Source organism: Rhodobacter sp. P2_H5, from assembly GCF_056403335.1.
This window is the reverse complement of the sequence record NZ_JBFUFS010000158.1, coordinates 1-517: the sequence shown is the minus strand read 5'-3', so window position 1 is coordinate 517 and position 517 is coordinate 1. Positions and strand designations below refer to the sequence as shown.

Below are 517 nucleotides of genomic sequence, written 5' to 3'. Positions count from 1 at the left end.
CCCGCAGCCAGTTGTCGAGGATGATCCCGGCCGACTGGCGCCCCTTGCCCGCGCCGGTGCCATCGCCCAGCATGAAGCCGCGGCGAAAGCGGACAGAGCCAGCCACACCGTCAGCAGCAGCGCTTACCTTGTCGCAGGTTTCGTCGACGGTCCAGCTTCCTGCAAGATGGTCGGAGTGGGCCTCCCCGGCATAGATCACCGTCTCCAGCTGGGCATCGGACAGCAGTTGGCAGATGCCGGCACGCAGCAACGGCCGATAGGTCGGGAGTGGCGGGGCGACCGAAGCCATGGCGGCAGATTGTACAAGCTTGGTGGGATGCGGCACAGCGCCGGGAATCTGGATCGATTGCAGGCCGTATTCTTCGTAGATCGCATCCGACAGGCGGGCGGCGTTGGGCGGCCCCGCGTCGATGACCTCGTAGCCGAGTTCGACAGCCACCGGGGATGCATCGGGCTTGTGGATGGCGGGGGCAGCATTGGCCCGAGCGAGATAGCCGCAGACTGAGCGCGCGGGCGA

1 protein-coding gene is annotated in these 517 nt (G+C 66.7%); it reads right to left on the bottom strand.

The window, feature by feature from the left end:
• Positions 1-517: strawberry notch-like NTP hydrolase domain-containing protein (locus AC1DVR_RS24080; RefSeq protein ID WP_478003137.1), on the bottom strand; the 517-nt coding region annotated here is incomplete at both ends.